This is a genomic window from Stieleria neptunia, from assembly GCF_007754155.1.
Classification (GTDB): Bacteria; Planctomycetota; Planctomycetia; order Pirellulales; family Pirellulaceae; genus Stieleria; species Stieleria neptunia.
This window is the reverse complement of the sequence record NZ_CP037423.1, coordinates 5,476,366-5,499,634: the sequence shown is the minus strand read 5'-3', so window position 1 is coordinate 5,499,634 and position 23,269 is coordinate 5,476,366. Positions and strand designations below refer to the sequence as shown.

Sequence of the window (23,269 nt, the reverse complement as noted above, 5' to 3'; positions counted from 1 at the left end):
GACCCGGTCGGGGTTCCGTCCGTTGTCCCGCATTCTGGTTGAATTGTGCGGGCCAGCGGGGCCGGCATGCCAGGGGCAAGACAAGTTTTTCAGCCACCTTCCTCCAAAGCGTTTGATCCATGAAGCAAAGTCGACGAACCGTACTCGCCAGTGCCGCCACCGCCGCGGCCGCGCTGGCCGCTGCGCCGCACCGTGTCTTTGGCACGGCTCCCTACGGATTCGTCAGACAGCAACGCACGCTGCGGGTGTTGGGCACGCACGTGACGCTTCAGCAGCCGATCCGCGAGCGAGCGGAAAAGGACTTGGGGATCAAGCTGCACTTTCATCCCAGTGGCAGCGCATCGGTCCTGCATCAGGCATCGACGCGTCCGGAGTCGTTTGATCTGTACGAACAGTGGTCCAACAGCATCCGGGTGCTCTGGCAGGCCGGTTCGATTCAGCCCCTGGATACCTCGCGGCTGGTTTACTGGGACGAAATCAACAGCCTGACCAAGACGGGAAAGCTGACACCACACGGTCGAATCGGTGCCGGTGACGCCCCGAACCAGTTGCTTTACGTCCAACGCGACGGATCCTTGGCGGCACGGGAAACCAAGCGGATCAGCTTTCTGCCCTATGTCCACAACGTCGACTCCTTCGCCTACGACGCGTCGGTGGTGCCGCGCGGCGTGGCGTACCAGACGGAGAGTTGGGGTTGGTTGTTGGATCCCCGTTGGGCCGGTCGCGTCGCGCTGTGCAATGAGCCGACGATCGGACTGTTTGACGTCGCCCTGGCGGCCCAGTCCAAGGGGCTGATCGAATTCGACGACATCGGCAACCTTTCCAAAGCGGAGATCACCGCGCTGTTTCGAATCCTGGTCGGGCTGCGCCGCGAGGGACATTTTCGTGGCGTTTGGAACAGCGTGCCCCGCTCGGTCGAACTGATGCGTGGCGGCGAAGCGGTGATCGAAAGCATGTTCTCCCCCGGCGTGTCTGCCCTTCGCGCCGACAACATTGATTGCGTCTACGCGGCCCCCAAGGAAGGCTATCGCGCCTGGCACGGTGTGATGTGTCTTTCCGCGGCCGCCTCGCCCACCGCACAAGACGCGGCGTACGAGTACATGAACTGGTGGTTGTCCGGTTGGCCGGGCGCGTTTATCGCACGCCAGGGCTACTACATTTCCAATCCCCAGCGGTCCCGCCGCGAAATGACCGAGCCGGAGTGGGACTATTGGTACGCCGGCAAACGCGCCGCGACGGATTTGCGGGGCACCGACGGACGCGTCGTCGTGCGCCGTGGCGAAACCCGCACCGGCGGTTCCTACGAACGACGTTTCAGCAATGTCGCCGTCTGGAACACCGTGATGGAAAACTATGAGTACACGTTGAGCGCTTGGAATGAATTTCTGACCGCGAACTAATTCCCCCCCCGTCCCGCCCCCACCTCCGACACACCGTCGCGAATGTTTCAGCTGTCGCTAAAACGAAAGATCTATCTCGGATTCGGCATCATTTTGATGTTGGTGTTCGGCAATGCGCTGGCGGTCTATGTCGGGTCCAAACGCATCACGAACGAAGCGAATCGGATGAGCGAGATCGAAGCGGTCAACGCCGTCGTACTCGGTCTGGACCGCGACGTTCAAGAGTTGCGTTTGCGGGCCGACCGGTTTGTGTATTCCGGCCGTCAGTCACAATCTGACGCCGCCAAAGAGATCTTTGAACGCTTGCGCGTCGAGATTGAAACGGCGACCAGGCAGCAGACGGATCCCGAATTGGTGATGCTGTTCGGACAGATCAACTCGCGCGTGACGGAATACGCCAAACACTTCGATTCGGTCATCGTCGAACGAAAAATCCGTCAAGACCTGGTCGAACAACAGTTGCCGGCGTTGGCCAGACAGATCGAAGAACGCACCGCGCGATTGTCCGACCAGTTTTCCGGATTCGGGGTCAGCGACCAGAACCATTTGGCCTTGGTGCGCTCCCAATCCGCCTTTTCCCGCGCCGAGAAGTTTCTGTTGAAGTACTTCGAGAATCCCGACGGCGAATTGGTCGCCGAGTCGATCCGAGCGATCAACCAAGCCGTGTCTCAATTGGCCGAAATGCAGGTTCCCGGCCGCCAAGTCGAAGAGATCGTTCAGGCGATACGGGACTATGAAGGCGTCGGATTGCGGGCGGTGCAAGCGACCCGCAGTTATCTGTTTCTTCGCAACGTGGTCATCGCCGGTGAGGAATCGGAGGTGTCGTACTACTCGGCACAACTGCGTTCCCAAGCCGAAGCACGGCGTGAATTCATCGCCTCGGAATTGGCGGCCACCTCACGTCGCGTCCGGCTGCTTTCCATGGGCATCGTCGTGACCGCCGTCGGATTGTCGTTGTTGATCGCAACCCGATTGGCACTGTTGATCGTGACTCCCATCTCGGATCTGACCAAGACGTTCGAGCGGCTGTCCAGTGGCGAAGTGTTGGCCGATGTGCCGGGGACCGAGAGGGCCGACGAGATCGGGAAAATGGCCACGGCGGCACGCATTTTTAGTGACCAAAACCAGCGGACAACCGAACTGTTGCAGCAGTCGCAGACGCTCGGACGTGAACTCCGCGAAAAAGCTTCGCAGCTGCAGGCGACCAACGAAGAACTCGACAGCTTTGCCTACGTGGCCTCGCACGATTTGCGTTCACCGCTGCGCGGGATCAAACACCTGGCCCAGTGGATCGAAGAGGATGTTCGCGACGACCTGTCCAGCGACGGCGAAGTCTATCTGGATAATCTGCAAGTCAGGGTCGGCAAACTGGAAGTCCTGCTGGAGGACCTGTTGGATTTCTCACGCGTCGGCAGAATCAATCCGCCGTCGGAGATCGTCGAAGTTCACTCGGTGCTTGAGAACATTGTCGACATGGTCAGCAATCCGCAATCGATTGAAGTCAAGTGGCCGGATGATCTGCCGGTGTTCGAAACCGTCCGGCCGCCTCTGGAACAGGTGTTTATGAATCTGATCGGCAACGCGATCAAGCACAACGACAAAGGACGAGATGGCTACGTCAAAGTGACTTGGTCAAGGGACGACCAGCGGTTTCGATTCTCCGTGCACGACAACGGCCCCGGGATCGAATCGACCAACTTCGATCGTATCTTTCAGATGTATCAGCGTGTCGGTGATCCCACGGTGGAAGGCAGCGGCATGGGGCTGGCGATCGTCAAGAAGCAAGTCGAACATTTTGGCGGCAGCATTGACGTGGAATCAGCTCTCGGCCGCGGAACCACGTTTCATTTTACCTGGCCTTGTGAATTAGCGACAACGTCCCCCGAAGTCTTCTGTGGAGCATCAATATGAGCAATCGCACGCCGACAATCCTGGTCGTCGAAGACGACTTCGTCGATCTGGAAATCTTCAAACGGAGGGTGCCCAAATGCGGTCTGCAGGTCGACATCCTCAACGCGACCGATGGTGCCGCCGCGCTCCAGTTGCTGCGTTCGGACCGATTGACGCCGGAACAACGCGAACAGCTGGTCGTGTTGCTCGACATCAACATGCCGGGAATGAACGGCCATCAGTTCTTGGACGAAATCAGGGCCGACGAAACGCTGCGATCGACCGTCATTTTTGTGCTCACGACCTCGGATCACCCCCGCGACGTGACGCGTGCCTACGAACGAAATGTTGCCGGATATTTTCTGAAGTCAAACGTGGAGGGGCTGTTGGAAACGCTGTCCAGCTATCTGAACAACGTGAGATTCCCTCCTGCGGCAACGCTGCAAACCAGCTGATTGTCGGTGTTCCTTCAACTCCGCTGAACAAACCTGCATCCCATCGCCAAGCGATCTACTTTTTGATTGAAGCAATCGCCCGTCTCGATCACCCCCGCCGGCATCCCACCCCAAACGTGCCATCGGTGATCCGCACACGTGACGCGTCCTGATTGCCCGCCACTGGCTCCCCTCCCCCTCCGATCCCCACCTGGAGAACCGAAATGTCAAGCCTGATCAGCAAGTCGCCCCAAACACGCAAACGCCCCTTGCAACAGTTAGTGCAGGACCGCTTGGCAAAGCGGAAGGCCGGCGGGGACGGTGACGGATGGAGCGATCCGGCGAAGGCGATACAGACACCACGGATCCTCTGCATCGACGACGACCCCGAGATTTGCCGCACGTTGGAAATGCGGCTGAGTGGCTATCAGGCGGAAGTTTTGGTCGCTTTCTTCGGCACGCAAGGTTTTTGGGAAGCGATCACCGATCGCCCCGACCTGATTCTGATGGATGTCTCCATGCCCAGTGGGGACGGACGGTTCGTGTTGGAATCCTTGCGGAACAACCAAGCGACCGAGCGAATTCCCGTGATTGTTTTGACGGGAATGCGTGACCCCGACTTGCGAGCGGAAATGCTGGCGTTGGGGGCGGACAGCTTCCTCCACAAACCGATCCATTTCGATGTCTTGCTCAGCGAAATGCAATCCTACGTTGAACTTTCCAAACGCCCCGAATAATCCGTCGCGCATTCGAGTACCGCCACACCGCCACACCGTCGCGAACCGCTCGGACGCGACCGAAGCGGGGTGGGGTCGGGAGCGTGCAACAGCGAAGGAGAAAGCCATGGTGATCGCAGAACAGAAGACGCAGTTGAGAATCCTATTGATCGAAGACGATTGCGTTGACGGCGAGTCGGTCACGCGATCGCTGAACAAGGCGTTTCCCAATTGCGGCGTCCGACGCGTGCGTTGCTTGGGGGATGCAATCACCGCGGTCGGTGCTTCCGAGTTTGATGTGGTGCTTGCCGATCTGTCGCTGCCGGACAGCCGCGGACTGGACTCCGTCGTCAACATGGTGCAGGCCTGTCCCCAAAATCCCTTGATCGTCCTGACCGGGCACGCCGATGATGAGCTTTCGATCACCGCGATCGCCGAAGGAGCACAAGACTATCTGGTCAAGGGACGCATCAGCCCCGAACTGCTGCAACGGTCCATTCGATATGCCATCCAGCGGCATGCGATGTTGCGACACAACGACCAGCTCTTGGAGACACTGCGCGAGCGCGACCTGCTGTTGCAGAACAAGAATCAAAAACTTGAAAAGGCCTGCAAAACGGCACAAAAATTTGTCGACAACGTCTCGCATGAATTTCGCACGCCGCTGACGGTGATCATGGAATATGCCTCGTTGCTTGCCGACGGAATCGCGGGGCCGGTCAGTGACGAACAGGCAAAACTGCTCGGGGTGATCGACGATCGGGCCAGCGATCTCAACAACATGGTCGACGACATGTTGGACGTCAGCAAGCTGGAATCGGGGCTGCTGGGGGCATCGCGTTCACCGTGCGCGGTGGCCGAGATCATCGATCATGTGCTGCCGGCGATTCGACGCAAAGCGATCGTTCGTGAGGTTCGGTTGGACGTCGAAATCGATGAGGACTTGCCGGACGTGTTCTGTGACCCGGCCAAGGTCGGTCGGGTGATCGTCAATCTGGCCATCAACGCGATCAAATTCACCCGCAATCCCGGTCGCGTTTGCATTTCGGCCCGACGCCACGGTGAAAACGACATCTCCATTGCCGTTTCGGACAACGGCGTCGGCATCCCCGCCGACCGCCAACGCGAAATCTTTCAGCGTTTTGCGCAGGTCAAGACGGAGATCCGGGACAGCACCAAGGGGTTCGGGCTGGGGTTGAACATCGCACAGGAGTTGGTGGATCTGAACTTCGGCAAGATGGACGTCGAGAGCACCGAAGGCGTGGGCAGCTCCTTCAGTTTTACGTTGCCGGTCAATTGCCCCGTCGAAGTCACGCGGCGATTCGTCAGTCGACTGGCGACCGCAGCGGAGGGGCCCGGAATGGTTTCCGCCATCGGGATCGCGATCGAAGACGACGCAAACGAATCGGTGATGCTGGATGTCGAACGTTTCCTGGTTCACCTGCTGCGACAAAACGATCTGATCTTCACGCTGCCCAACCGGCAATGGTTGCTGTTGGTGTCCGTACCCTCGATCGCGTTGGACGAATTTTTGACGCGGTTGAACAAGGAACGGTTGCAGATCAATCGCAATCGTCCTCGTGGCCCACTGCCGGAACTTCAAGTCCAAGTCGAAGGGACCTGGAACGTCGCGGAGCGGCCCCGGGACATCGTTCAGATGGTCGATCAACAACTCGCTGAAGAGAAGTACTGTGTCACATGATTCAAAAATTGTCGTGATTGATGATGACCGGGGAATCGTTCTCGGCGTGCAAATGCGTTTGACGCACGCCGGATACGAGGTGCTGGTCGCCTATGACGGCACCGAAGGCCTGGAACTGATCCAGTCGGCGAATCCCGATCTGGTGTTGTTGGATGTTCAGATGCCAAACCTGGACGGGTTGGCGGTGTTGAAGGCGCTTCAGGACGACCCCGCCACCGCCACACCGCCGGTGATCATGCTGTCGGCCAGTCTGCAGGATCAGCAAACGGCGCTCGACGCCGGGGCCCACTACTTTTTGACCAAACCCTATCGCAGTAGCGATCTGTTGGACGCCGTGACGTCCGTGTTCAGCGTGCCGGCGTGTACGGGCTGACGACTCTTCCAACAGGTCCTTTTACCTTGTCCGAGTTCCTTGAACTTTCGACACACCCGCCCACCCTTGGAGAATCAAATGAGTGAGAAACAAATCTTAATTGCCGATGACGATCAAGACCTGCTGGAATTGCTCAGCCTCCGTTGCAAACAACTGGGCTTGGATGTGATCACGGTCAGTGACGCGATGGATGCACTGGCCAACGCCGATTACTATGCGCCGCAAATCGCGCTGTTGGACGTTCGGATGCCGGGAGGGAATGGCGTCAGCGTGTCGGAGATGATGGCGACGGACGAACGCCTGAGCCAAACGTCGGTGATCGTGATGACCGGCGATCCGAATGAAAAAATTCAGCAACGTTGTCACGAAATGGGCGCCCAGCTGGTCAAGAAAGACCAACAGATCTGGACGCGTCTGGAACCCCTGTTGAAAGCGCTGCTTGAAGACGGGGCCGAGCACCAAGCCACACCGCTGGCCGAGTTTTCCGACGTCCAGTCGACGCCGGCGGATGAAGGCGATGAATCGCTGCTGTCGATGCTGAAAGATTGGGGGTGGCTGGACGATTCGCAGCCGTCTGCCGTGGAAGAGGAAGCGGCCACCGACGCGGCGCCTTGGGTGCTGGCGATCGACGATGACCCCGATTTTTCCATCGGTCTGCAAAAGCGACTACTCAGCGTCGGCGTGCAACTGGTGCGGGCCTACCGGGGCATGGACGGATATCGCAGCGCCTTTCAAAGCCGCCCCGCGGCGATCTTGTTGGACTATCAAATGCCCGACGGAAATGGCGAGTACATTCTGCGTCGTTTGAAGGAATCGGCCGCCACCGACTCGGTGCCGGTCATCGTGGTGACCGGAATGCGGGATGCGTCGTTGAAACGTCGAATGCTCGCCGGCGGGGCCAGCGAGTTTCTGTCGAAACCGGTTTCCTGGGACCAACTAAAACGGGCGCTGGTGCAATACACCGACCTGGACCTGCGGACAAGCATCGTCCCCGAAGCCATGGTCTGTTCGGCCGTGTAGGGGGGCGTCCGGCACTGACTGTCATGCATCACCCCGGTAGGCAACGCTGTGAAGCATTTTTTAGCGGCAGGGCGCGAGCCCTCCGGTGTTTTGGCAAAGTTGAAGAACCGGAGGGCTCGCGCCCTGCCGCTAACAAGTCGTTCACGGCGTAGGGCAGAGCCTGGGCTGTGCGGAATTGATTGTTGCAGCCGGTCCGAATCTTAGGCGGAAACCGTTCCGCAGCATTTGCCCAAAGGGCATCAACAACATAGCCTGGGGGCAGGGAACGAGCGCAGCGGAGTGACCGCCACCCCAGGGAAAGAAAGCCAAACCTGCTCCCTCCCCCTTTCGATCGGCCGGCGGCTGAGCCGCCGGCCGATCGAAAGGGGGAGGGGTTTCGGTGGATCGTGGACCTGGGGTTACGCCCGGATTCGCTGGGGCTCATCCGGTCTCACCCCAGGCTATGTTGTTGATCGCCTTTGGCGAACCGAACCGAGTGAATCTTGATCCACCACGGAACAAGAACGACCAAAGTCTTAACCGGCACAACGCATGAAATCGCGGGCATTCTGCGCAGCCCAGGCGGAGCCTCCAAGACAGTGTGTTCCCGGCGGAGCCTGGGAACAAGTCTTGAGCCATGAATGACGTTTAACATTAGCCGCACGACTACCGCGTTGCCTGCGACGGCTCGTCCTGCAGGAGCTGTTGATACGCCGCATCGATTTCGTCGATCGGACGCTTCAGGCTCCAGATGCCGCGTGTTTGGATGCCGATGTCAAAGGCCGGGTTGGCGGCACGGACTTCGGTCAGTCGTGCGATCTCATCGGTTGCCTTTTTCAATCGTGCATCGACGTCGGGGAAGATCGAACTGGTCGCCAGCCACCACTGCGAATCGGACGCTTGGATCAGCAGTTCATGGTTTTCCGTCAGGTAGGTCAGCAACAGTTCGCTGTCCCGTTTTTCCGCCGGCGTGCATTGTTCATTCAGGTGAAACGAGAGGAGTTGGACATACTGCATCGGTGCGGATTGCAATTCCAACCACCGCGGAAAGATCTGGTCGCTTCCCACGACCGGAAGGCTGAACCAAAAGATTGATCCCAAACCGGGTTCGGACTCGACGTGCAATTGGCCCAGATTGAGTCGGCAGAAACGGGCGGCGATGGATAAGCCCAGCCCCAGCAGTTTGTCATCGGGATCGGTCGTCACTCCGGGCCTGGCAAAGCGGGCGGCGAGCTGATCGCACTGTCGGGGCTGGATTCCGATCCCATCGTCGTTGACGCCGATTCGAATGTGTTGATTGGGTTCATCGTAACGCACCCAAATCCGCACGTTCCCCGCATCGTTGCACGCATTGATGGCGTTGACGGCCAGGCAAACCAAGACGCGACAGGCCTTTTGCCCGTCGCAGTACGCGACCGGCGCTTCGACTTGCGATTGAATTTCCAGTTTCACATTCCGCATCGCGGCTCGTTGCTCGATCGAGGCACGGACCGAGTCAATGATTTCGTCGACGTGGCAGGGCCGGCGACAGATGTCCAGCAGCCCCGAATCGAGTTTGCTTGAATCCAACAAGTCATCCAATTTGTTGTTCACGTCGTCGGCTCGAATCAATGCCTTTTCCAGCATCGCGGCCTGTTCCAGATTGATTCGGCCGGCCAAGCCCTCGCGAACGATCGAGACGTGTTCTTTGATGACGGTCAACGGATTGCGGATGTCGTGCGAGGCTTTGGCCAAAAACTCGTGCGCCGTTTGGTGCATGCGTTCCAGTTTCTGGTGGTCCTGTTCCCTCAGTTCGGCTTGTTCCCGCAGCAGCCGGTGGCTGGCTTGCAATTCCGCGGTGACCCGACTCATTTCGTTGATGGACTGTTGCCGCTGGACGGCATGTTCGATTGCTTTGCGTGTCCAACTGCTGTTGGCGAGCCCTTTGGGCAGGAAATCTTGTGCACCGGCATGCAGGATTTCCCGTTCAACCGCTTCGTCGTCCAGGCCGGTCAGGACCAAGATCGGGATGGCATCACATTTCGCTTTCAGTCGCTTGACCGTATCCAGACCACTCGAGTCCGGGAGACAGAGATCGGTCAGGATGACGTCGAAGTCACGGATCTCCAGTTCCTGCAGTGCCGCGCCCAACGAGGTCGCATGCGAGAGGGAGATTCGTTTCCGTCCGTGCCGCAAGTTTTTCGAGACTTGCAAGAAATCCAGATCATTGTCCTCGACGACCAGCACGCTGAGCACGCTGAGCAGGCTGTCGGAATCCGCCGCGGAAGGTTGCGGTGGAATCGACGTCTTCATCAAGGGCACTGCGGGTTCCATGCTGTCAAGCGGATGTCGATCGGGCGGGAGCGGTGAATGCGAATTGATCATGCAGCGGTCTTGGTCGAATGGTTGGATAGGCCAAAGACGGGGATGGATCAGCTGGCCGCGTGTTCGATTGCCGCCGTGCATCATGGCGATGAACCCCTGCTCCTTCGGGAGAACAGGTCCATCTCAAAACTGTAAGCCTCAAACAACAGGGTGCAAAACGAAACCGCGGATGCTATTTTAGCTTCTCAGAATTTCGACTTTCATCGATGGCTGTTTTCCCTCGGCTGCGGGTTTGTCCTCGTCGCCCAGCGGATCCGTTCCGTCTCCCACGTGTTCCATACCCCTGGTCCCCCGGCATGAATGTTTGCATTGAATCAAGACGCGCAGCCCAACCAACCCCCGTTGATGCGTCGTCCCGGTTTTCCCCGACCGCGACAGCGGTGAGAATCGGATTCGCGTTTGCGGCGGTTTGTCTGATCTGCGTCACGTCGGCGTTGGCCCAGGATGCGACCGCTGCGGCCGAGCAAAGTGTCAAGCCTGGGATCAACGACCAGTTCGTCGATCCCGAGTTGGACGTCAGTGAATGGATGGGCCGATTCGAAGTCGAAAGCCGCGAGGTCTACGCGGCGCGAAAGGACGTGCTGGAGGCTTGTGGCATCCGGCCCGGTCAGAGTGTCGCCGACATCGGTGCCGGTACCGGTTTCTACAGCCGGCTTTTCGCCGATGCGGTTGGAAAAGAGGGCTGGGTGTTTTCCGTCGACATCTCCCCGCGTTTCCTGGAACACATCAACACCAAAGCGCGGGAAGACAACGTGCACAATTTGACCGGTGTGCTGTGTTCGGACCGTTCGGTCAATCTGCCACCCCATTCGATTGATGTCGCGTTCATCTGCGACACCTACCATCACTTTGAATATCCGCATCTGACGGTCGAATCGATTTACAAGGCGATCAAGCCGGGCGGTGCATTGATCGTCATCGACTTTGATCGGATTCCCGGAAAGTCGCGCGAATTCATCCTCGGTCATGTCCGCGCCGGCAAACAGGTGTTTCGCAGCGAGATCGAGAAGGGCGGATTCGAATTCGTCGATGAAGTCCAGGTGCCGGCATTCGAAGAAAACTATCTGTTGCGTTTTCGCAAACCGGCGGCGTCCTGAACCGAGATCGCTATCGCAAGAATTCCAACAGCCCCAGCGAATTCAGATTCGCTGTGACGGCGTAGGTGTACTGCAGCAGCGTCTGTGAATTTTCCAGACGCAGCACCGCATCGGGAAAGTCGGTGGCTTGGAGTTCGCCGATATTCGATTCGACCGAAAGCATCAAATCGTCGACGCGAAACTCCATCGTCTGCATCGTCTGCAAGGAAGTCGATTGTTCGCCCATCACGCTGAACACCCTGCTGGCGGCTTGGTCCAGTTCATTCAGTCGCCGGTCGAGCGCTTGACCATACTCGGCGGAACTCAGCTCCCTGCTGTTGCGCAGGTCTGCGGCGGTGGCGTGCAGAATCTGGAACAGGTCGGACGTTCCGGGAAACTCCAGTGAATCGTCGCCGGTCGAGCGGATGTTGCTCGAGTCGATCGTGGTGAATTGGCCGCTGTCGACGTCGGAAACCAGTTGACTGGAACTGTAGTCGATCGGGATGGTCGATGCCCCGTCGTCGACGCTCAACGTTCCCGTCGACGTGATATCGACGGTCCCGTTGAAACCGGCGGCGATGTTGGTCGTGTCCAAGTAGACTTCTTGGCCGAATAGACCCGGTACGCGTAAGTTGGTGTCCGTGTTGGAAAACGCAACCGGTTCGCCGCCGTTGAGGGAGATGGTCCCGGCCGAACCGTCACCGGCTGTGTCAACGATCGTCAACTGATGCGCACCAGCCGGGCCGAGGATGGTGTCGCCGGCCGCGGAACCGGTTCCGGCCAGGACACCGGAGCCGCCGGCATAGCTGGTGGTGTCGTGTCGAACCTGCAAGGTGGCTCGACCGACCAGCGTGTCGGTGCCTCCGCCATGCTTCGCTCCCGTGGTTCCGACCAGCACGGTCGATTCGCGACCGGAGCCTCCGAAGATTTTGGACCCGTCATAGTAGGTGTCGATCGAGATCGAATCACCGATGTGGGTTTGACTGCGTTGCAGGGACCCTTGGTAGCTGACTTCCAAGATGCCATTTTCACGCACCGGTTCAGCGAACGTGAAAGGAGGTTGGTCGGATCGCGTGCCCCCGTACAAATAGTTTTCGTTGAACTTTGCCAGTCCGATTTGTTGCGCTTGGGCCAACAACGCGTCAATTTCGGTTGCCAGCGCATTGCGTTCGTCGGAATCCAGCGCTTGTATTCCTTGTTGCACCAGGTTTTTGGAAAGCGTGATCAGTTCGCTGACATCTTGAAACTGGGCGACACTGGAGTTGAGCGTCGAGGTTGCGCGACCGATCACGGTTTTGTCGGCCTGCAATTCGACGTAGCGGGTTTCCAACGATCGGACCTGTCGATAGGCGACCGGTTCTTCCGACGGCAGTTCGAACTGCAGCCCCGAGGTAATCTGCCGTTGGGCGGTCAGCAATTGCGAGCTGTGCAGCGAGGTGAAATGGATCGCATTACGGGTAAACGTTTGCGAAGTGACTCGAGCATCCATCGGGTTAACCTATGATTCTGAACAGTTCGGTGAGCATTTCGTCGGTCGCCTGAATGATTCGGACGGCCGCCTCATATGACTTTTGGTATTCCTGCAAATAGACCAATTCTTCGTTCAGATCGACGCCTGATTTCGCGTCTCTCTCCGTTTCCAGCCGAAGTTGGTATGTGGTCAAACTGGTGCTCAACGCGGTGTTGGAATTGATCTCGAAACCGATCTCGGTGCCCATTTCACTGGCGTACTGTCCGATCGTGCGACCACCGGGCATCAACGTGGCATCATCAATGGCGATGAATCGAGCAAGATTGCTGGTGTCGGCCGCTTCGCCGGTTCGCCCGGTTGCAATTCGGCCGGGATCGGTGGCAACGTTCGTGTCGACTTGGATCGAATGGGCATCGGTTCCGCTGAAGAACGCGTTGATGCCCAGCGCGGCCAGGATACCCGTCTGATCCGGTTCACCCGTCAACCGTGTCGTGAATTCATCGCCATCGTTCATCGTGCCGGCACTGAAGGAGAGTTCGACGCCGTCGTCGAGTTCGATCGCGGAACCGGCTTCGTATCCGTCGCCGACGTTCACGCGGGTCAACAACGCACCGCTGGACGAATACACGTTGGCGAACAGCGCCGCGGCGCTACCGACTTGTCCGCTGCCCTCGATTTGGACGGTCAACGATTCGTTGCTTTCGCCGGTGTAGGTGCCCGCGACGGTCGCCACACTGGTACCGGAAAACAGCGACAGGTCGGGATTGGTTTCCACGCCGCCGGCGAAATCGAATTCCAGATCCGCCCCCGTGGTGATTTGGAACTGGTTGCTGACCGCTCGGATCGATGCGGTGATCCCCAAGATCCCGGTCAATTCCGCCGCCACGTCTTCCAGTGTGTCCACGTCGGGATCGATCGAAATGACATGCGTCTGCCGATCGCCGTTGGCATCGATCACCGACAGAGTGAGTTCTCCGGCGGTCAGGTCCCCCTCGGGGAACGCTTCGGACAACGGCACATCGGTGTCGGAGACGTTGACGTTGCCGACCAGATTCGTGAACGATCCCGTGCTGCCGATCCCCGTCGCATGAATGGTGTTGACGCTCTGGATCAGTTGGCCGGCAATTTGGTCCAGTTTTTCTTCGAAGGCGGGAATGATTTCGTTGTACGCTTCGACCAGCGCCGAGAGCCGCCCGGTTTCCACCGACAAGGGCCGCGCAGAATCGTCCAAGTAGATCTCCAGCTGTCCGCCCTCTTCCACGACGGACAGGGTGCTGGGGTGGCTGCCCTGTTCGATGCTGTGGTTGCCGATGGTCAGGTGCAATTGGCCACCGGGTTGTTCGTTCCGCGCGATGCCGACGACTTCCGCGATCCGGTTCAGAACGGCGTCGCGTTGGTCCAATTCGTTGTTCCGCTCGATGCCCTGGGCGGAAAACTTGTTGATCTCGAAACTGACAACGCTCAACTCTTGCAGGTCGCCGTTGAGCAATTCGATCTCGTTTTCGATTTGCAGCCGCACGTTGTTCTTCAGTTCGGTCAACTGTTGCGCCGCGTCACGCAGACCGCCGGACAGCTGTTTGCCGGTCTCCAACAATGCCGATCGCTGGGCCGGCTCGTTCGGGGACGCCGACAAGTTCGTGAACTCGGCGAAGAACTGATCGAGTTGTCGTCCGACCGAATTGTCGCCGGTCAGCAACGCCGATTCGATCTTCCGCTCGATGGTCAACAGCTGGTCGACATCGTTGGAATCGGAGATCACGCTGGTCAAGGAAGATTCGGTGACCTGGTCGCGGATCCGAGTGATTCCCGAGATCGTGACGCCGTTGCCGACACGAAAACCGCCGGTGTAATTTGGCGGAGTCGATTCCATGGAAAGCCGTCGCCGGTGGTATCCATCGGTGTTGGCGTTGGAGATGTTGTTGGAGACCACTTCCAGAGCGAACTGGCTGGTTCGCAGGGCGGACAGGCCGATTGAAAAATTGGGCATCGTTAGCAGTTCCTTCCGATGATTTTTTCTGTGGGGAGCTTGAACGATTGGCCATCGGCTTGGTAGCTGGCTTCATCGACGTCGCACTGCAACACACCGAGCAGGTAACGACGATGAAACTCGGTGGAGTAAAAGATGACCACTTGGTTGGCGGTCAGCCGTTGCTGGGCGGCGACCAGCCGATCGTGAAGTTGTCGCCGGCTGGCATCGAGCCGTTTGGATTCCGCGGGCGGAAGCGTTGCCAGAATCGTCTTGATCGACGTCAGGCGATCGTCGACTTCGCTCGGCGTGTCAGCCGCGTCGGTCCCACCGGTCGCTTTGGCGCCGACATAGCGGCTGAGGATCCGGCGTGACTTGCGGCTGTCCGCCTGGCGATGTTGCAGCGTTTCCATCAGGGGCGAGAGCTGTTGCAGATCCGATTGTTGGGGGCCATAGATCCCCGAGTTGTCCAGCAACGCAGCCATTTCGTCGTTGAGTGCATCGAGCGCGTCGGCGACTCCCGATTCCAATTGCAGTTGCCGCTCGACGAGGACGCCCAGTCGTTCCGTTTGTTGATTCATCGTTGAGTCACCGTCTGTGAGAGATGTCCAAAAAGGGGTTCGGCCAGGGTCATAGGACCGTGGCGACGCATGGTGATGCGGAAAGTGGATTTATGCGGAGAACGAGACGCCGGATGATGACTCCGGCTCGCCGTCGGCTTGCGTTTTGGAGTACTGCTCGACCAACAAATCGCTGACGCCGATCGCGTTGGACTGGGCAAGGTGTTGGCCGATGAACAGATCGAACATGCCGCCAAAGGAGTCACTTCCGTCGCCGCCGAACAGGCCGTCTTCGAGTGAGTTTCGCATCTCCTTCATCAGCATCGACAGAAACACGCTTTCAAACTCCGTGCCCAGTTCTTTCATCTGCTCCATGGACGGATCGCCGCCCTTGGCCGCCGCGGCGATCTGACCCGGCAAGCTCACGCTGATGTTGTTTCCGATGGATTCCATTGCATCTGTCTCCTGCGAATTATTCGATGACCAACTCGGCCTTCAGGGCGCCTTGGTTGCGTAACGTTGTCATGATGCTGATCAGCGTGGTGGGCGAAACGGCCAGGGAGTTCAGGGCCGTCGCCAGATCGCCGACCGTCATTCCGCCGGGCAAGACGTTGTAGCGTCCCCCGGATTCAAACAAATCGATCCCGGTCCGCGGCAGGACGACGGTGTCGCCCCCGGCCAGCGGGTTGGGCTGGGATGCGATCGGTGTTTCGGTGGTGGCGATCACGATGTTCTCGCTGGCGAACAGGACCGGCGCGATCTTGACGTTGTGGCCCAACACGATCGATCCCGTTTTCTGGTTGATCACCACGCGGGCCGGCGTGTCGGGTTCGACACGTAAGTTGCCGATCGTCGAGATGAATTCGGTGACGCTGTTGGCAAACGTGGATGGGATGAAGACTTGAACCGTCCCCGAATCCAGGGCGCGGGCACGGCCGGGGAAAATCCGATTGAGTGCATTGCCGATCGCGGTCGCCGTGGAATAGGACTTGTTGCGCAACACCAGACGCAGGCTTCCGTTGTTGACGATCCTGCCGCAGGGCACCGCACGTTCCACGATGGCTTCACAAACACCGACCGTGGGATGGTTCTTTTGTACGTTGGCGCCGGCACCTTCGGCGGAGATGCCGCCGCCGATGATCGCGCCCTGGGCGATCGCGTAGATCTCATCATCGATGCCCCGCAGCGCGGTTTGATTGAGCGTGCCGCCACGCAGACTGGACGCGTCGTCTGCGACCGAGACCGTCACCAAGATCGTCTCGCCGGGCCGCGCGTAGGCGGGGATTTTACCCGACACCATCACCGCGGAAATGTTCTTGGTGTCGACTTGCCCGACACGGACACCGCGACGCAGATAATAGTTGGTCAACATTTGCCGCGTCTGTTGCGACTTGCCGCCCGTTCCGCTCAACCCGAACACCAAGCCTTCACCGGAGACATGATTGACGCGGTCGCCTTCGACGAACGCAATGTCCTTGATCCGAACGCTGGGATCTTGACGCAACGGGGCCAGCGGTGTGAGCGTGGATCCCGCCGCGGGCGTCATCGCGGGCGTGATTGCGGGCGGTGGCGGCAGCGGATCCTGTAGCGTTTGGGCGCGCACGACCACGCCGCCGTTGCTGATCAACAGGACGGCCAGGCAGAGCGTCGAAAACGCGAGTCGTGGATGCTTTGAAGGAGTCTGCATGAATGAGATTGCGACCGCGGAAATTAGAAAGGCCAGAAACGATTGAATCGGCGGCTGAGCCAGCCCTGGCTGGTGTAGGCCTGTTCGGCACCGTCGGCGTCGAGCGTCAAACGCAGGTCGGCGACCAGGTAAGACGGGACGCTGTTGCCGGGAAGAATGTCGTACTGGCGCACGATCCCGGTCAGCTTCAGGTCCCGAGCGTCGCCCTGGACCGAAATCTTGCGTGTGCCTTCGACGACCAGATTTCCGTTGGGCAGGACATCGACCACCATCACGCTGAATCGATCGGTGATCATTCGTTCGCTTCTGAATTCGGCGTCGCCGGTGAAGGCGCGTTGATTGGCCGTGTTGGTGCCCAGTTCGGCGCTGCCGCTGCCGGTGCCGATCGTACCGCCGAGTCCGTAGTCGAATCCTTGCGTGGAGGACGAGTTGCCCGTCTTGTCCATCGATCGCTCATCGCGGTTTTCAACGTCCGTGCTTTCGGCGATCAGAATCGACAACGTGTCGCCGCGGTTGCGTGCGGCGTAGTCACGGTACTGGTCAATCTGATTAATGCTGCGCCGCTCGAACAGGCTCTGCCCCAGCGACGGTTGTGTGGTGACCGCGATCGCCAGCAGGACCAGCGCCGGTTTGATGAATGCGACAATGGCCGACGACGGGCGCACTTGCCGCTGCGGGTGATGTTCGTGATGCATCGTTATCGCCTCCGTGAGTTTGAAGATACGGTTGCCAGGTTGGGGCCGATGATGGAGGCGTTGAAACGCCGGTTGGTTTGGGGGTTGAGAACCTCGATCATGTCACCGATCTGTCCCGCTTCCATCGCTCGGGCGTTCTTCAATCGGATTTCGCCCTGCCCGACACTGATCACGACGTCGACCAAGTCGTTTCGCTTGACCGTTTGGGAATGACCCGCCCGGGTGTTGTGGAAATGATTGGTCAACAGAATCGTGTTGCTGGCGATGTAACGGCTTGCGGTCCGTCCGACGGTGCTGTCGGGATTGGCATAGTCGGCATTCTGTGTGATCGAGCGATCGACCAGGCGAAACATGTCGGGTTTGAGCACGGTGCCTTGAGCGATCGGCTGACTGGCGATCGCAACCTTCATCGAAAGGCTGACTTGGGCATCGAAGGAATGCGAGTATTGGTTTCCGGCCGAGTCGATGATGGCGACGGCCAGTCTGGTCCGACCGATCGGGAAGGCGTTGCGTGGGATCAGGTCGACGGCGAAATCGCCGGCGGCGAGTTTTGGTTCCAAGGTTGCCAACTGGGGCGTTTGTGTCAGTCGGATGGCGACGCGTTCGGGGGCGACGGCAAATTGTCGGCCGAGGTCCGATGCCAGCAATTGTTCCAATTTGCTGCGCAGCTTTGCCGGGGAGGACCGTCGGGCCGAGACGGTGGATGGTCCGATGATGTTGAACGAATGACGTTCGTACCCGGCCAACAACAGACGCATCTCCACGTGTTTTCGTGTGATCGAGCAATCGTCCTGATCACGCAGCGATTCCAAGTCGAGTTGCTCGATGTCGCGTCGCTGAGACGGTGTCGCATTGAGCACGTTGGCGATGTCGCCGATGCGAACCGTCGTGTCGGCGACCGTCGAAGACGTTTGATGGAGCGCAACGACAACGTCGCCGGCCGACAGGGCGTCTTGCCGGGCGAGGACCAGAAAACTGATCAGCAGCGCTACGATTCGAACCGATTTCATCATCGTTACCGAACGAGGTCACTTGCGGATGAAAGCATTTCATCGCCGGCACGGATCGCTCGCGAGTTGATCTCGTAGGCGCGTTGGGCGGTGATCAGCGAGACGAGTTCGGAAACGACTTCGACATTGGATCCTTCGATGAATCGCTGTCGTATCTCGCCGTTGCCCTGTTGCCCGGGTTGCCCGAGAATCTCGGGACCCGAAGCGGCGGTTTCCATGTACAGATTGCTTCCCATGTTCTGCAGACCGGCGGGGTTGGCGAACCGGGCCAGTTGAATGGTGGGGCCGACGGTGGAAACACCGTCGATCTGGTAGCTGACCACGCCGGTTGAGGAAATCGACAGGTTGGTCGCTTGCTGGGGAATCGTGACTTGCGGATCCAACAGGTAACCGTCGCCGGTGACCATCTGGCCTTGGTCATTGAGGGTAAACGACCCGTCGCGTGTGTAGGCGGTCGTGTTGGCCTGGGTGACTTTGAAAAAGCCGTCGCCTTCGATCGCCATGTGCGTGTCGATGCCCGTTTCGGTGGGGGTCCCTTGAGCGAACAGGCTGGTGGTGCCGACGGCCCGCACCCCGCTGCCGATCTGCAACCCGATCGGCTTGATCTCGCCGTTGGCCGAAGCGGCACCGGGCGGCGTCTTGGTGTCATACAGCAGGTCGGCGAAATTGATGTGCTTCTTTTTGAAGCCGGTTGTGTTGACGTTGGCCAAGTTGTTGGCCGTGTTGTCGATCATCAATTCCTGGGCGCGCATGCCGGTGGCGCTGGAATAGAATGCTTTTAACATGGAATACCTATGCGGTTTTCAAGCGGGTTATGATCGGATGTATTCTTTGAGCGAATCCGAGAGCGTTCGGGTGGCTTTTTCGACCGCCTCGTGTTGTCGCGTGTTGACGATCAGGGCGATCAGTTCGGAAACCGGTTGGACGTTTGAGAGTTCATGACCGAATTGCGTGATCTTGACCGCGGCATCGCTTTCGATCGAATCGGGACCGGGCGTGAACCCGAGGGCGCCGACGGGAATCAGGGTTCCGTTGTCTTCGTAGGCGACCGCTTGAATCCGTCCGACTTGGCGGTCGCCGGCCGAAACCGTACCGTCGGTTGAAATCGTGATCTCTCGGTCCGAGACGTCGCGGTCGATGGTGATCGGTCCGTTTTCGCCGCGGATGGGAACCCCCTCTTCATTGACCAGCGTGTTGCTCTGGGGGTCACGGAATAGTCTGCCGTTGCGAGTCAGGTAGGGTTGGCCACCGTTTTCGTAGACGAAAAAACCGTCGCCGGCGATCGAGATGTCGAGCGGCCGGTCGGTCGCGGTGATTCGTCCCGGGGTGAAGTCCGAGGTCATCGCTTCGACTTCGGGGCCCAGATCCAAGGTGGTGTTCGGTGATGTTTCTTCGAAGCGTTGTTTGACTGCCGGTTGAACGCGTCGGTGTCCGCTCGAATTGGCGTGCATCAGGTTGCTGCTGATCAGCTCCTGTTGCTTGGCCAATGTCTGCATCGCGGCGGCGCCGCTGTAGAGTCCGTTGATCATTCGACCTTCCTATCCATGGAGGGATCGCAGCGGGTCAGGGGACACGGAGACCGACAGCGATCGCAGGTATTGGTTATGTCGAATATCCGGCGTCTGGCGGTGAGATTATCGCGTCGGGTTGGGCAAGAACGCACGAGGGATAACCCACACTGCCGTCCGATCGCGTCACCGCAATGCCAGCGACTTTGACGCCAGGCGGGGTGGTGTTGTTAGCGGTAGGGCGCGAGCGGGCTGTCGGTTGATTGAGAATTGTTGAGGCAATGGTGAGCCGCAGGCCGTAAGGCCTCGGGCGGGCGCCGCAGTGCCCGGCCGCTTACGCGTCGCGGCTCACTCAATCGACCAGCCCGCGTGCCGTTCCGCTCACTTCTGCAGTGCCCAAGAAAGGTGGCATGGGGCGTCGGCCGAGCGGCGCGTTGGCGCTCGGCTGCGCTTGTGGGGGTTAACCCTCATCCGGTACGGAAAGACAGGTCCCGACTGAATTCCGTCACCCGGGCCGGACGATAAACTGTAACGACACGGAAAGATAAACCGGTCACGCAAAGATGGCGGGTGACCGGCCAGCGTCGGTCTCGGCCGCACCGGCCAAGCGCCTGATCAGGCGGCGATCGGATCGATCACCGCGTGACCCATTCCCTCCCAACACCTCAATGATTCATGGCAGACGACAACGAGTCCGGAGCGGACGACAAAAAGAAATCCGGCATGCTCTCCAAGCTTGTGATCTGGGGCGCGGTTTTCGTGATGGGCGCCGGAACCGGCGTGGCGGTGCCGATGTTCGTGCTGCCCTCGGATCCCAAGGCGGCTCACCGGAACGCGGTGGATGAAGACCGCATGGACATCCCCGAACCCGATGACAAGTTGGCGTTTGTGGACTTTGACGAAGTCGTGGTCAATTTGAACGACGACCGTTATTCGCGGTACCTGACCTGCACGTTCTCCCTGCAAATCGCGGCCTCGCAACAGGAGGCGATCACCAAGTTGGTGGAAGACAAGAACGTCGTCCTGAAAAACTGGCTGATCGCGCACTTGCGAGACAAAAAGCTGGAAGATGTCCGCGGGAAACTCGGGCACAACCTGCTGCGGCGTGAAATCCATGACAAATTCAACGCGATGCTGTTCACCGACGGCATCGAGCGAATTCAAGATGTCCTCTTCCAGGATTTCAAGGTTCAATGAGCGTTCGTCCGTTCGATTTTCGTGACATTGCTGCCCTGGATGACACTGCCGTTGCCATTCGAACTTGGATTTCGAAGTCGACGTCGTTCTTCTCGGACTATTGGGTCGAGGCGACCGGATTCAGTGCCAAATTGGATCTGGGGGCGATCACGACCGAGTCGTACGACAAGATCCTCAGTGAAATCCCGCGGCACGACCTGTATTGCGTCGCCGACATCAAGGACCGATTGCCATCGGTCTGGTATGCCTCGGCCGATCAGTTTCGCATCATTCTGTCCGATTTGCTGTGCTTGCCCCCCGCGGATGGTGACAGTGATGGTGACCGGGACCTCAGTGCGATCGAAACCGATCTGTCGAATTATTTTATCAACCGGGTCGCCGAATCGATCAGTCGGGGCTGGATGGGGCAGGATGAACTGGAGATCGAAGTGACGGATCTGGAGAAAGATGCGCGAAAGTTGCGTCTTTTCCGCGGCAAGGATCTGGTCACCAAGGTCTGCATCGAAATCGAATGCAAGGGCGGCACGGCGACGTTGAATTGGTTGCTGCCGAAACAGAAATTACCTGCCTTGCTCGATGAAACGGTTGACCATCGTGCCGGTGCAGAACCCGCCAAGCCGTCCAAAGAATTGATCGGCCAGTTACCCCTGGACGTCGTCACGATGCTGGGGTCGGCCAAGATCCCGATGGCCGATCTGGCGAAGTTAAAACCCGGCGAGTTGATCGTTTTGGATCAACGCATCGACGAACCGATGGTGTCCACCGTCGATGGCGAACCGGCGTTCCAGTGCTGGGCCGGCCGGTTGGGCAACACACAGGCCGTTCAAGTTTCAAAGTGTTTGAACAAGTAGACGAAGGAATTGATTGATGGCTGAGACCAAGACCGAAACGCCCGTCTCCGACGATCCGCAAGCGACGTCCGAGCAGGCCCAAGCCCAAGCGTCTGAAACGCAAGCCGACGACTCGATTCCAGAGTTCGAAGCGCTCAAACCGAACCCGCCGCAAGCCTCCAAGGATCTGGATTTCTCCCGCTTCGGGGGAGTCCACGTCACCCTGGCTGCCGAATTGGGACGCACCCAATTAACGATTCAGGAATTAATCGGACTGGCGGAGGGATCGGTGGTTGAATTAAACCGGGCCATCAGCGCGCCGGTCGAGTTAGTTGCTCAGGGTGTTCCCATGGGTAACGGCGAGGTAGTCGTGATTGACAATCAATTCGCGATTCGAATCAAGCAAATCTATCCCTCTTAGGTCAAATGAATCGGCATTCACATGGACGTCAACATGCCTTTCCGCTTCAACCGAAAATCGATGTGCGTTTTCTACGCACTCCTGATTTCATCGTCACTCGCTACGATCGCCCACGGTCAGCGCTACGCCGAACCTGAATCTCGCTCGTCACGCCAGCTGGGCGGAATGGTCGACCAACTCTCGCGCGGCGAGTCGACGGTCAGCATTCGCCGCGGGGTGCTCTCGGGCGACATCGGTTCGGTCGATCGGGATGGTCGATCCGAAATTCCGGTGAGTCCGTTACGGCCTTCGGGCAGCCGTCTCGACGGCGGCTCCGAGCACGTCGTCGCGTTGCGTCCGCAACCGATGTCGGTCCGGCAGGCCAATTTCGAATCCAATGATCACATCAACGACCTGTACTCCGGCCAGCAGCACCAACTGCAGTCGCGGCAAAGTCTGGATCGGCTGAACGCCCAGGATCACTACCAGTCATTCATCGAACGTGAAAACGCCGCACCGGAGCCGGAGCAGGCCGATGCCACGGAGATGATCAGCCGGATCGGGATCAATCTGGTGTTTGTGTTGGCCTTGGCCGTCGGCGGGATCTTGTTCGTCCGCCAGATTCAAAAAGGCAAGCAGGGTGGCCGCCAGGACACACCGGCCGATTTGGCGGGGTTGAAAATCGATCAGGTGTTGCAGGTCACGCGCGGCGTCAGTTTGTACTTGGTCGATTCGATGGCCAGCAAAATCTTGGTCGCCGTCGATGGCGGAGGCATCAAGTCGGTCAGCGTGCTGCCGTCCCGATTCGAGGACGCGCTCGAAGAACCCGAAGCCTTCAGTCGGCAGAAGGAATCCGAAGCCGCCCGGGCCGGAGGGAACGTCGCCAGCCGCCAGGCTTCGCGTCGCAGCGTCAACAAGACGTCGACGTCAGAGATTGATGAGAACCTGATCCGGCTGCTTTTGACGAAGTCGAAAGAAGCCGCCTGATCGA

At 58.9% G+C, this 23,269-nt stretch carries 22 protein-coding genes; 12 read left to right on the top strand and 10 right to left on the bottom strand.

Annotated elements, in window-relative coordinates; translation table 11 throughout:
- The first annotated feature begins 119 nt into the window (after nucleotides 1-119).
- The 7 genes from Enr13x_RS19050 (at nucleotide 120) to Enr13x_RS19020 (ending at nucleotide 7,535) form a co-directional block, all read left to right on the top strand.
- Nucleotides 120-1,400, top strand: a complete 1,281-nt coding sequence (locus Enr13x_RS19050) for an ABC transporter substrate-binding protein (RefSeq protein WP_145388536.1) — start codon at nucleotides 120-122, stop codon at nucleotides 1,398-1,400.
- Between the two features lie 42 nt (nucleotides 1,401-1,442).
- A complete protein-coding gene (locus Enr13x_RS19045; RefSeq protein WP_145388535.1) occupies nucleotides 1,443-3,311 on the top strand; it encodes a sensor histidine kinase in 1,869 nt (622 codons plus the stop codon).
- Nucleotides 3,308-3,745 (top strand): response regulator, encoded by a 438-nt coding sequence (locus Enr13x_RS19040; protein ID WP_145388534.1) that lies wholly within the window; start codon nucleotides 3,308-3,310, stop codon nucleotides 3,743-3,745. Before Enr13x_RS19045 ends, Enr13x_RS19040 begins: the two co-directional genes overlap by 4 nt.
- Nucleotides 3,746-3,948: 203 nt before the next feature.
- Nucleotides 3,949-4,461 (top strand): response regulator, encoded by a 513-nt coding sequence (locus Enr13x_RS19035; protein ID WP_145388533.1) that lies wholly within the window; start codon nucleotides 3,949-3,951, stop codon nucleotides 4,459-4,461.
- 106 nt (nucleotides 4,462-4,567) lie between these two features.
- The gene (locus tag Enr13x_RS19030) at nucleotides 4,568-6,142 is read left to right on the top strand and encodes a hybrid sensor histidine kinase/response regulator (protein ID WP_197455187.1); all 1,575 of its coding nucleotides are present in this window, start codon (nucleotides 4,568-4,570) and stop codon (nucleotides 6,140-6,142) included.
- Complete coding sequence (locus Enr13x_RS19025) at nucleotides 6,132-6,515, top strand: response regulator transcription factor (protein ID WP_145388531.1); 384 nt, start codon at nucleotides 6,132-6,134, stop codon at nucleotides 6,513-6,515. Before Enr13x_RS19030 ends, Enr13x_RS19025 begins: the two co-directional genes overlap by 11 nt.
- 78 nt (nucleotides 6,516-6,593) lie before the next feature.
- Nucleotides 6,594-7,535 (top strand): response regulator, encoded by a 942-nt coding sequence (locus tag Enr13x_RS19020; protein ID WP_145388530.1) that lies wholly within the window; start codon nucleotides 6,594-6,596, stop codon nucleotides 7,533-7,535.
- Nucleotides 7,536-8,180: 645 nt separating this feature from the next.
- Here Enr13x_RS19020 and Enr13x_RS19015 read toward each other — a convergent pair.
- Nucleotides 8,181-9,806 carry an ATP-binding response regulator gene (locus Enr13x_RS19015; protein ID WP_197455186.1) on the bottom strand — a complete coding sequence of 542 codons (1,626 nt, stop codon included), beginning with the start codon at nucleotides 9,804-9,806 and terminating at the stop codon, nucleotides 8,181-8,183.
- A 452-nt stretch (nucleotides 9,807-10,258) separates the two neighbouring features.
- Between Enr13x_RS19015 and Enr13x_RS19010 the strand changes: the two genes are divergently transcribed.
- Complete coding sequence (locus tag Enr13x_RS19010; protein ID WP_231743644.1) at nucleotides 10,259-10,975, top strand: class I SAM-dependent methyltransferase; 717 nt, start codon at nucleotides 10,259-10,261, stop codon at nucleotides 10,973-10,975.
- Nucleotides 10,976-10,985: 10 nt separating this feature from the next.
- Here Enr13x_RS19010 and flgL read toward each other — a convergent pair whose 3' ends face one another.
- From flgL to Enr13x_RS18965, 9 genes are all read right to left on the bottom strand, one after another.
- The gene (flgL, locus tag Enr13x_RS19005) at nucleotides 10,986-12,443 is read right to left on the bottom strand and encodes a flagellar hook-associated protein FlgL (protein ID WP_145388527.1); all 1,458 of its coding nucleotides are present in this window, start codon (nucleotides 12,441-12,443) and stop codon (nucleotides 10,986-10,988) included.
- Between the two features lie 4 nt (nucleotides 12,444-12,447).
- Nucleotides 12,448-14,412, bottom strand: a complete 1,965-nt coding sequence (gene flgK / locus Enr13x_RS19000; protein WP_145388526.1) for a flagellar hook-associated protein FlgK — start codon at nucleotides 14,410-14,412, stop codon at nucleotides 12,448-12,450.
- Nucleotides 14,413-14,414: 2 nt separating this feature from the next.
- Nucleotides 14,415-14,972, bottom strand: a complete 558-nt coding sequence (locus Enr13x_RS18995; RefSeq protein WP_145388525.1) for a hypothetical protein — start codon at nucleotides 14,970-14,972, stop codon at nucleotides 14,415-14,417.
- 90 nt (nucleotides 14,973-15,062) lie between these two features.
- A complete protein-coding gene (locus Enr13x_RS18990; protein ID WP_145388524.1) occupies nucleotides 15,063-15,404 on the bottom strand; it encodes a rod-binding protein in 342 nt (113 codons plus the stop codon).
- 19 nt (nucleotides 15,405-15,423) lie between these two features.
- Nucleotides 15,424-16,638 carry a flagellar basal body P-ring protein FlgI gene (gene flgI / locus Enr13x_RS18985; RefSeq protein WP_145388523.1) on the bottom strand — a complete coding sequence of 405 codons (1,215 nt, stop codon included), beginning with the start codon at nucleotides 16,636-16,638 and terminating at the stop codon, nucleotides 15,424-15,426.
- Between the two features lie 23 nt (nucleotides 16,639-16,661).
- Nucleotides 16,662-17,333 (bottom strand): flagellar basal body L-ring protein FlgH, encoded by a 672-nt coding sequence (locus Enr13x_RS18980; RefSeq protein ID WP_145388522.1) that lies wholly within the window; start codon nucleotides 17,331-17,333, stop codon nucleotides 16,662-16,664.
- 2 nt (nucleotides 17,334-17,335) lie between these two features.
- Nucleotides 17,336-18,346 carry a flagellar basal body P-ring formation chaperone FlgA gene (flgA, locus tag Enr13x_RS18975; RefSeq protein WP_145388521.1) on the bottom strand — a complete coding sequence of 337 codons (1,011 nt, stop codon included), beginning with the start codon at nucleotides 18,344-18,346 and terminating at the stop codon, nucleotides 17,336-17,338.
- Between the two features lie 2 nt (nucleotides 18,347-18,348).
- Nucleotides 18,349-19,128: a flagellar basal-body rod protein FlgG gene (gene flgG, locus Enr13x_RS18970; RefSeq protein ID WP_145388520.1), complete on the bottom strand. Its 780-nt coding sequence runs from the start codon at nucleotides 19,126-19,128 to the stop codon at nucleotides 18,349-18,351.
- A 27-nt stretch (nucleotides 19,129-19,155) separates the two neighbouring features.
- Complete coding sequence (locus Enr13x_RS18965; RefSeq protein ID WP_145388519.1) at nucleotides 19,156-19,872, bottom strand: flagellar hook-basal body complex protein; 717 nt, start codon at nucleotides 19,870-19,872, stop codon at nucleotides 19,156-19,158.
- Nucleotides 19,873-20,526: 654 nt separating this feature from the next.
- On the opposite strand from Enr13x_RS18965, the gene Enr13x_RS18960 reads away from it, so the two are divergent.
- The 4 genes from Enr13x_RS18960 to Enr13x_RS18945 are packed head-to-tail and all read left to right on the top strand — an operon-like array spanning nucleotide 20,527 to nucleotide 23,265.
- Nucleotides 20,527-21,048: a flagellar basal body-associated FliL family protein gene (locus Enr13x_RS18960; RefSeq protein WP_145388518.1), complete on the top strand. Its 522-nt coding sequence runs from the start codon at nucleotides 20,527-20,529 to the stop codon at nucleotides 21,046-21,048.
- The gene (locus Enr13x_RS18955) at nucleotides 21,045-21,899 is read left to right on the top strand and encodes a FliM/FliN family flagellar motor switch protein (protein WP_145388517.1); all 855 of its coding nucleotides are present in this window, start codon (nucleotides 21,045-21,047) and stop codon (nucleotides 21,897-21,899) included. The genes Enr13x_RS18960 and Enr13x_RS18955 overlap by 4 nt, the downstream gene beginning before the upstream one ends.
- 16 nt (nucleotides 21,900-21,915) lie before the next feature.
- On the top strand, nucleotides 21,916-22,299 hold the full coding sequence (locus Enr13x_RS18950; protein ID WP_145388516.1) for a FliM/FliN family flagellar motor switch protein: 384 nt from the start codon (nucleotides 21,916-21,918) through the stop codon (nucleotides 22,297-22,299).
- 33 nt (nucleotides 22,300-22,332) lie between these two features.
- A complete protein-coding gene (locus Enr13x_RS18945; protein WP_145388515.1) occupies nucleotides 22,333-23,265 on the top strand; it encodes a hypothetical protein in 933 nt (310 codons plus the stop codon).
- The last annotated feature ends 4 nt before the right edge of the window (nucleotides 23,266-23,269 follow it).

Coding starts and splice junctions, on each gene's coding strand:
- Enr13x_RS19050 (WP_145388536.1), top strand. CDS start 120: ATGAAGCAAAGTCGACGAACCGTACTCGCCAGTGCCGCCACCGCCGCG.
- Enr13x_RS19045 (WP_145388535.1), top strand. CDS start 1,443: ATGTTTCAGCTGTCGCTAAAACGAAAGATCTATCTCGGATTCGGCATC.
- Enr13x_RS19040 (WP_145388534.1), top strand. CDS start 3,308: ATGAGCAATCGCACGCCGACAATCCTGGTCGTCGAAGACGACTTCGTC.
- Enr13x_RS19035 (WP_145388533.1), top strand. CDS start 3,949: ATGTCAAGCCTGATCAGCAAGTCGCCCCAAACACGCAAACGCCCCTTG.
- Enr13x_RS19030 (WP_197455187.1), top strand. CDS start 4,568: ATGGTGATCGCAGAACAGAAGACGCAGTTGAGAATCCTATTGATCGAA.
- Enr13x_RS19020 (WP_145388530.1), top strand. CDS start 6,594: ATGAGTGAGAAACAAATCTTAATTGCCGATGACGATCAAGACCTGCTG.
- Enr13x_RS19015 (WP_197455186.1), bottom strand. CDS start 9,806: ATGAAGACGTCGATTCCACCGCAACCTTCCGCGGCGGATTCCGACAGC.
- flgL (WP_145388527.1), bottom strand. CDS start 12,443: ATGGATGCTCGAGTCACTTCGCAAACGTTTACCCGTAATGCGATCCAT.
- flgK (WP_145388526.1), bottom strand. CDS start 14,412: ATGCCCAATTTTTCAATCGGCCTGTCCGCCCTGCGAACCAGCCAGTTC.
- Enr13x_RS18995 (WP_145388525.1), bottom strand. CDS start 14,972: ATGAATCAACAAACGGAACGACTGGGCGTCCTCGTCGAGCGGCAACTG.
- Enr13x_RS18990 (WP_145388524.1), bottom strand. CDS start 15,404: ATGGAATCCATCGGAAACAACATCAGCGTGAGCTTGCCGGGTCAGATC.
- flgI (WP_145388523.1), bottom strand. CDS start 16,638: ATGCAGACTCCTTCAAAGCATCCACGACTCGCGTTTTCGACGCTCTGC.
- Enr13x_RS18980 (WP_145388522.1), bottom strand. CDS start 17,333: ATGCATCACGAACATCACCCGCAGCGGCAAGTGCGCCCGTCGTCGGCC.
- flgA (WP_145388521.1), bottom strand. CDS start 18,346: ATGATGAAATCGGTTCGAATCGTAGCGCTGCTGATCAGTTTTCTGGTC.
- flgG (WP_145388520.1), bottom strand. CDS start 19,128: ATGTTAAAAGCATTCTATTCCAGCGCCACCGGCATGCGCGCCCAGGAA.
- Enr13x_RS18965 (WP_145388519.1), bottom strand. CDS start 19,872: ATGATCAACGGACTCTACAGCGGCGCCGCCGCGATGCAGACATTGGCC.
- Enr13x_RS18960 (WP_145388518.1), top strand. CDS start 20,527: ATGGCAGACGACAACGAGTCCGGAGCGGACGACAAAAAGAAATCCGGC.
- Enr13x_RS18955 (WP_145388517.1), top strand. CDS start 21,045: ATGAGCGTTCGTCCGTTCGATTTTCGTGACATTGCTGCCCTGGATGAC.
- Enr13x_RS18950 (WP_145388516.1), top strand. CDS start 21,916: ATGGCTGAGACCAAGACCGAAACGCCCGTCTCCGACGATCCGCAAGCG.
- Enr13x_RS18945 (WP_145388515.1), top strand. CDS start 22,333: ATGCCTTTCCGCTTCAACCGAAAATCGATGTGCGTTTTCTACGCACTC.